Raw genomic sequence first — 7,698 nt, forward strand, 5'->3', positions numbered from 1 at the left:
AGTGTTCATGGATAAGACAAAGAGGTGGTGACAATCGTTCCGCCAGCTTTTACCTATCAATGTCATTTTTATACACAAAATCATTCAAGTTGCATCAAGGCGGCAAGTCTGGGAATCCCCAGGAGCTTACTGAAGTAAGTGACTGGGGTGAGCAGACGTAGCCAACGCAGAGGCAGCTTGAAGGATGACGTGTATTTAAAGCTGTTTGTTTTTCGCCTGGACCATCATGCGCGGGTAAAACTGCCAGAAGCGGGTCTCCAGCGCATCGTAATGTTCATCCAGGTCATACCAGGAATCCCGCAGCGCATCCAGGCGCGGGCGACGGCTCGCCATCCCATTCAATACATTCTGAATGAAGTCCATCTCGCGATAACGCTCCAGCCAGCGTTCTGACCACAGATAGTTATTCAGATTCACAAAGCGCGGCGGCGAGTCGGGCAGAATGATCGACACCTGCTGGTGGGCATAGCGCACAAACGCCGGCAAGGGCATCTCCGGCGACAGTTGTTCCCAGTGGCGCGACAGAAAGTGATCCCACATCACGTCAAGCGTGATCGGCGCAACGCGGCGCGTTTCAGGGCGGAACCACGCTTTGGCTTCCGTCACTTCCGGCAGCTTATCCGTCAGCACGTCGATGCGGCGGTGCATAAAAATCCCGTCGACAACCTCAGGGGAGTAGTCCTCCGCGGGGTTGCCGCGAACGAAATCGGCCAGCAAATTGCCGGAAAGGGAGCTGTCAGCGAGGTGTGCGAGATGCAGGTGAGCGAGAAAATTCATGCGTTTTTTTGTCCGGGGGCGGCTAGTTGTTGCAGCAAAAGGGTGTGAGCACTAGACTATGCCGCCTGTTTTTAAGTCACGAGTATACGTCATGCGCGTCGCCGATTTCTCATTTGAACTACCTGAATCCCTGATTGCTCATTATCCCATGCCTGAGCGCAGCAGCTGTCGCTTACTGTCACTGGATGGGCCAACGGGCGAGCTGACGCACGGTACTTTCACCGATTTGCTCGACAAGCTCAACCCTGGCGATCTGCTGGTCTTTAACAATACCCGCGTGATCCCGGCGCGCCTGTTCGGCCGCAAAGCCAGCGGCGGCAAGATTGAAGTGCTGGTCGAACGTATGCTCGATGATAAACGTATTCTGGCACATATTCGCGCATCTAAGGCGCCAAAGCCGGGCGCGGAGCTGCTGCTGGGCGATGATGAGAGCATCAAAGCGACCATGACCGCGCGCCACGACGCGCTGTTCGAGGTGGAGTTCAACGACGAACGCACGGTGCTCGATATCCTGAACGCCATCGGCCACATGCCGCTGCCGCCGTATATTGAGCGTCCGGACGAAGAGGCTGACCGCGAGCTGTACCAGACCGTCTACAGCCAGAAGCCTGGCGCCGTCGCTGCGCCGACCGCGGGCCTGCATTTTGATGAGCCGCTGCTGGAGAAACTGCGCGCGAAGGGCGTGGAGATGGCGTTCGTGACGCTCCACGTGGGTGCGGGAACCTTCCAGCCGGTGCGCGTGGACAGCATTGAAGACCACATCATGCACTCTGAGTATGCCGAAGTGCCGCAGGACGTAGTGGACGCGGTGCTGGCGGCGAAAGCGCGCGGCAGCCGCGTCGTGGCGGTCGGTACGACGTCCGTGCGCTCACTTGAGAGCGCCGCGCAGGCAGCGAAGAACGATCTTATTGAGCCATTCTTTGGCGATACGCAGATCTTTATCTACCCGGGCTATCAGTACAAAGTAATTGACGCGCTGGTGACCAACTTCCATCTGCCTGAATCGACGCTGATTATGCTGGTTTCCGCGTTTGCCGGTTATCAGCACACTATGGCGGCCTACAAGTCTGCGGTAGAACAAAAATATCGCTTTTTTAGCTACGGGGACGCGATGTTTATCACGTACAATCCGCTGGCTTTGAATGAGCGTGTCGGGGAATAAGTCCGCGGCACCGTTTTACAACGTTGGACTGTTTTTCTGACGTCGGAGAAAAAATGAAATTTGAACTCGATACCACCGACGGTCGCGCGCGTCGCGGTCGCCTGGTGTTTGATCGCGGCGTGGTGGAAACCCCCGCGTTTATGCCTGTGGGCACGTACGGCACCGTAAAAGGGATGACGCCGGAAGAAGTAGAAGCCACGGGCGCACAGATTATCCTCGGCAACACCTTCCACCTGTGGCTGCGTCCGGGTCAGGAGATCATGAAGCTCCACGGCGACCTGCACGATTTCATGCAGTGGAAAGGCCCAATCCTGACCGATTCCGGCGGCTTCCAGGTCTTCAGCCTGGGCGATATCCGTAAGATCACCGAGCAGGGCGTTCACTTCCGTAATCCGATCAACGGCGATCCGATTTTCCTCGATCCGGAAAAATCGATGGAGATTCAGTACGATCTCGGATCTGATATCGTGATGATCTTCGACGAATGTACGCCATACCCGGCCGACTGGGATTACGCCAAGCGTTCAATGGAGATGTCTCTGCGCTGGGCGAAGCGCAGCCGTGACCGCTTTGACTCCCTGCAGAACAAAAATGCGCTGTTCGGCATTATCCAGGGTAGCGTTTACGAAGATTTACGCGATATCTCGGTTAAAGGTCTGGTAGAGATAGGTTTTGATGGCTACGCTGTCGGCGGTTTGGCTGTGGGTGAGCCGAAGGAAGACATGCACCGCATTCTGGAGCATGTCTGCCCGCAAATCCCGGCGGATAAACCACGATACCTGATGGGCGTGGGGAAACCGGAAGATCTGGTTGAAGGCGTACGCCGCGGCATTGATATGTTCGACTGCGTCATGCCAACCCGCAACGCGCGTAACGGCCATTTGTTCGTTACCGATGGCGTGGTGAAAATCCGTAACGCGAAGCATAAGAGTGACACCAGCCCGCTCGATTCTGAGTGCGATTGCTATACCTGTCGCAATTATTCTCGCGCGTATCTGCATCATCTCGATCGTTGCAACGAGATTTTGGGCGCGCGTCTCAATACCATTCATAATCTTCGTTATTATCAGCGCTTAATGGCTGGTTTACGTAAGGCTATCGAAGAGGGTAAATTAGAGAGCTTCGTGACCGATTTCTACCAACGTCAGGGGCGGGATGTTCCACCGTTGAACGTTGATTAATTTTAATAATGAGGGAATTTGAATGAGCTTTTTTATTTCTGATGCGGTAGCGGCAACAGGTGCTCCAGCGCAGGGCAGCCCGATGTCTCTGATTCTGATGCTGGTTGTGTTCGGTCTGATCTTCTACTTCATGATCCTGCGTCCACAGCAGAAGCGCACCAAAGAGCACAAAAACCTGATGAACTCCATTGCGAAAGGCGATGAAGTGCTGACTAACGGTGGTCTGGTCGGTCGCGTAACCAAAGTTGCTGAAAATGGCTACATTGCTATCGCCCTGAACGACACCACTGAAGTGGTCATCAAACGTGACTTCGTAGCTGCCGTTCTGCCGAAAGGCACCATGAAGGCGCTGTAATCCCAACTTTTCCCAAAGGGAACTGCCGTGTTAAACCGTTATCCTTTGTGGAAGTACATCATGCTGGTCGTCGTGATTCTCGTCGGCCTGCTGTACGCGCTTCCCAACCTGTATGGTGAGGATCCGGCTGTTCAAATCACTGGCGCGCGCGGTGTCGCCGCCAGTGAGCAAACGCTGATCCAGGTCCAGAAAACGTTACAAGAAGAAAAAATTACCGCTAAGTCTGTGGCTCTGGAAGAGGGCGCAATTCTTGCTCGCTTCGACACCACCGACACGCAGCTCCGCGCTCGCGAAGCGCTGATGGGCGTGCTGGGTGACAAATACGTCGTGGCGCTTAACCTTGCCCCTGCAACCCCGCGTTGGCTGGCTGCGATGAAAGCAGAGCCAATGAAACTCGGTCTTGACCTGCGTGGCGGCGTTCACTTCCTGATGGAAGTGGATATGGATACCGCGCTCGGCAAGCTGCAGGAACAGAATATCGACAGCCTGCGCAGCGATCTGCGTGATAAAGGCATCGCTTACACCACCGTGCGTAAAGAAGATAACTACGGCATGAGCATCACGTTCCGCGACAGTGCGGCGCGCGATCAGGCTGTAGATTACCTGACCCAACGTCACCGTGACCTGGTAATCACCTCTCAGGGCAGCAACCAGCTGCGCGCGGTGATGACCGATGCGCGTCTGAAAGAAGCGCGTGAATATGCCGTTCAGCAGAACATCAACATTCTGCGTAACCGTGTAAACCAACTGGGTGTGGCCGAGCCGCTGGTACAGCGTCAGGGTGCTGACCGTATCGTGGTTGAACTGCCGGGTATTCAGGACACCGCGCGTGCGAAAGAGATTCTGGGTGCGACCGCAACCCTGGAATTCCGTCTGGTGAATACCAACGTTGACCAGTCTGCTGCCGCTTCTGGCCGTATTCCGGGTGACTCCGAAGTGAAACAGACCCGCGAAGGTCAGCCGGTTGTGCTGTACAAACGCGTGATTCTGACCGGTGATCACATCACCGACTCCACGTCGAGCCAGGACGAATACAACCAGCCGCAGGTTAACATCTCGCTCGATAGCGCGGGTGGTAACATCATGTCTAACTTCACCAAGGACAACATCGGTAAACCGATGGCAACCCTGTTCGTGGAGTACAAAGACAGCGGTAAGAAAGATGCAAACGGTCGTGCTGTGCTGGTGAAAGAGGAAGAGGTGATTAACATCGCCAATATCCAGTCTCGTCTGGGTAACAGCTTCCGTATTACCGGCATCAACAACCCGAACGAAGCGCGTCAGCTCTCCCTGCTGTTGCGTGCCGGTGCGCTGATTGCGCCAATTCAGATTGTTGAAGAACGTACCATTGGTCCAACTCTGGGTATGCAAAACATCCAGCAGGGCCTGGAAGCGTGTCTGGCCGGTCTGGTGGTCTCTATTCTGTTCATGATCTTCTTCTATAAGAAGTTTGGTCTGATTGCGACGTCCGCGCTGATTGCGAACCTGGTGCTGATTATCGGCATCATGTCCCTGCTGCCGGGGGCGACGCTGACCATGCCGGGTATTGCGGGTATCGTTCTGACCCTTGCGGTGGCGGTCGACGCCAACGTACTGATTAACGAACGTATCAAAGAAGAGTTGAGCAACGGTCGTTCTGTTCAGCAGGCGATTGACGAAGGTTATAAAGGCGCGTTCAGCTCTATCTTCGATGCGAACGTAACAACACTGATCAAGGTTCTTATCCTGTATGCAGTGGGTACCGGCGCTATCAAAGGCTTTGCGATTACAACCGGTATCGGTGTCGCAACGTCAATGTTTACCGCTATTGTCGGCACCCGTGCCATCGTGAACCTGCTGTACGGCGGCAAGCGCGTCAAAAAGCTGTCTATCTGAGGAGTGCGTTGTGGCACAGGAATATACTGTTGAACAATTGAACCACGGCCGTAAAGTCTGGGACTTTATGCGCTGGGACTACTGGGCCTTCGGCATTTCAGGTTTCCTGCTGATTCTGTCCATCGTCATTATGGGCGTGAAGGGCTTTAACTGGGGGCTCGATTTTACCGGTGGTACGGTAATTGAAATCTCCCTGGAAAAACCGGTCGATATGGACCAGATGCGCGAATCGCTGCAGAAAGCGGGCTTTGAAGAGCCGCTGCTGCAGAACTTCGGCAGCAGCCGCGACATCATGGTACGTATGCCGCCGGTGCACGATGCCAACGGCAGCCAGGAGCTGGGCAGCAAGGTTGTTAGCGTGATTAACGAAACAACCAGCCAGAACGCGGCGGTTAAGCGTATTGAGTTCGTCGGCCCAAGCGTGGGTGCTGACCTGGCGCAGACCGGCGCGATGGCGCTGCTGGTGGCGCTGATCTCCATCCTGGTGTACGTCGGTTTCCGCTTTGAGTGGCGACTGGCGGCCGGTGTGGTTATCGCCCTGGCGCACGACGTGGTGATTACCATGGGCATACTGTCGCTGTTCCACATTGAGATTGACCTGACGATCGTGGCATCACTGATGTCCGTTATCGGTTACTCGCTGAACGACAGTATCGTGGTATCTGACCGTATTCGTGAAAACTTCCGTAAGATCCGTCGCGGTACGCCGTACGAAATCTTTAACGTGTCGTTGACCCAGACGCTGCACCGTACCTTGATCACCTCCGGTACTACCCTGATGGTGATCCTGATGCTGTTCCTCTTCGGTGGTCCGGTACTGGAAGGCTTCTCGCTGACCATGCTGATTGGTGTCACCATCGGTACGGCGTCGTCTATCTACGTTGCGTCCGCCCTGGCACTGAAACTCGGCATGAAGCGCGAGCACCTGCTCCAGCAGAAAGTCGAGAAAGAAGGGGCGGATCAGCCGTCCATTCTGCCGTAAGGCGACGTTTAGCGCGTTATCGAAATCCCGGTCGGTTGACCGGGATTTTTTTTTATCTGCTCCTGACAAACACTCCTGACAGTATGCTGTCAGGAGCCCTGTCGTAGACTCCGTCTGAACCCAAACAACAGGCAGGAGGATGTATGAAAAGCGTCATTAACTGGTTTGAAATTCCGGTCTCGGATATGGATCGCGCCATCAAATTTTATGAGCCCGTGATGCAGCTTGCGCTGCGTTGCGAGAAAATGGACTGTGCGGAGCTGGCCGTTTTCCCGCATGAGGATCCGGGTACCGGAGGCGCACTGGCAAAATTTGACGGCGTTACACCGTCTTTGCAGGGCGCTATTATTTACCTGCATACTGACAATCTGGCGGCCACGCTCGATCGCATCGCCTCTGCGGGCGGCGAGTGCGTGTTTGGCCCGCTGGAACTGCCGCATGGCATTGGCACTATCGCCTTGTTTACCGACAGCGAGGGCAACCGCGTCGGGCTCCATCAACCTGCCTGAGAGCGGACAAAGTTATGACCCGACGCGCTGACCGTTTGTTTCAGATTGTGCAGATCCTGCGGGGCAGGCGTCTGACAACGGCAGCGCATCTCGCGGACCGGCTTGGCGTCTCCGAGCGTACGGTATATCGCGATATCCGCGACCTGTCGCTTTCCGGCGTGCCGGTGGAAGGTGAGGCGGGGAGTGGATATCGGCTGATGTCGGGCTTTGACCTGCCGCCGCTGATGCTGACAAATAAGGAGTCCGAGGCGTTGATCGTCGCGATTCGCCTGCTCAAAACCTGGGGTGGGGAATCGCTGTCGCGCGAGCTGGAGTCGGCTCAGGAGAAGGTGCTGGCTATCCTGCCCGAGGAGAGCCGCCGAAAGGCGGAGCAGACGCGGATCTACGCCCCGGATTTTTGCATGCAAAGCCACTCCCGCAGCGATTTTGACATGATTCATCAGGCGATTTCCGCCCAGCTCGTGCTGGCGCTGCATTACCGTGATGAAGCCGGACAGCTGTCTAAACGTGAGGTTCAGCCGCTGGGGCTATTCTTCTGGGGAGAGCGCTGGCTGCTGGCTGCGTGGTGTGAACGGCGCGATGACTATCGCTGTTTCCGGCTCGACCGATGCCTCAATATTGTGGCTACGGAAAGGCGGTTTAGCGAGAGCGCGGACAGGTCTCTGGCGGATTTTTTGCGGAAGGTGAAGCAGTAAAAAGCCGGGTGGCGGCTACGCCTTACCCGGCCTACCAGGGAAAATTCATGAACATGCCCGTATTTACAGGCTTCGTAGTGTAGCAGGTTCTCAAATTTTGAACTTTATGAGTTAGCGCTATCACACAACAATCAATTATCCGATGATCGATTTGTAGATCAT

General features: G+C 55.3%; 8 protein-coding genes. 7 read left to right on the forward strand and 1 reads right to left on the reverse strand.

The window, feature by feature from the left end; translation table 11 throughout:
* Window positions 1–195: 195 nt before the first annotated feature.
* The gene (acpH, locus tag ACWYRJ_RS10135) at window positions 196–777 is read right to left on the reverse strand and encodes an ACP phosphodiesterase (RefSeq protein ID WP_048030077.1); all 582 of its coding nucleotides are present in this window, start codon (window positions 775–777) and stop codon (window positions 196–198) included.
* Window positions 778–868: 91 nt separating this feature from the next.
* Here acpH and queA point away from each other — a divergent pair, with 91 nt between their 5' ends.
* The 7 genes from queA (at window position 869) to ACWYRJ_RS10170 (ending at window position 7,536) form a co-directional block, all read left to right on the forward strand.
* Window positions 869–1,939: a tRNA preQ1(34) S-adenosylmethionine ribosyltransferase-isomerase QueA gene (gene queA, locus ACWYRJ_RS10140; RefSeq protein WP_115874337.1), complete on the forward strand. Its 1,071-nt coding sequence runs from the start codon at window positions 869–871 to the stop codon at window positions 1,937–1,939.
* Between the two features lie 53 nt (window positions 1,940–1,992).
* On the forward strand, window positions 1,993–3,120 hold the full coding sequence (tgt, locus tag ACWYRJ_RS10145) for a tRNA guanosine(34) transglycosylase Tgt (RefSeq protein ID WP_003859110.1): 1,128 nt from the start codon (window positions 1,993–1,995) through the stop codon (window positions 3,118–3,120).
* A 22-nt stretch (window positions 3,121–3,142) separates the two neighbouring features.
* Window positions 3,143–3,475, forward strand: a complete 333-nt coding sequence (gene yajC / locus ACWYRJ_RS10150; protein WP_003859109.1) for a preprotein translocase subunit YajC — start codon at window positions 3,143–3,145, stop codon at window positions 3,473–3,475.
* Window positions 3,476–3,502: 27 nt separating this feature from the next.
* Window positions 3,503–5,350, forward strand: a complete 1,848-nt coding sequence (secD, locus tag ACWYRJ_RS10155; protein WP_111963428.1) for a protein translocase subunit SecD — start codon at window positions 3,503–3,505, stop codon at window positions 5,348–5,350.
* Between the two features lie 10 nt (window positions 5,351–5,360).
* The gene (gene secF, locus ACWYRJ_RS10160; protein ID WP_008503342.1) at window positions 5,361–6,332 is read left to right on the forward strand and encodes a protein translocase subunit SecF; all 972 of its coding nucleotides are present in this window, start codon (window positions 5,361–5,363) and stop codon (window positions 6,330–6,332) included.
* Between the two features lie 143 nt (window positions 6,333–6,475).
* Window positions 6,476–6,841: a VOC family protein gene (locus ACWYRJ_RS10165; protein WP_223581428.1), complete on the forward strand. Its 366-nt coding sequence runs from the start codon at window positions 6,476–6,478 to the stop codon at window positions 6,839–6,841.
* A gap of 14 nt (window positions 6,842–6,855) precedes the next feature.
* Window positions 6,856–7,536, forward strand: a complete 681-nt coding sequence (locus ACWYRJ_RS10170; protein ID WP_223581430.1) for a helix-turn-helix transcriptional regulator — start codon at window positions 6,856–6,858, stop codon at window positions 7,534–7,536.
* The last annotated feature ends 162 nt before the right edge of the window (window positions 7,537–7,698 follow it).

The sequence above is a fragment of the Enterobacter sp. genome, assembly GCF_977039595.1.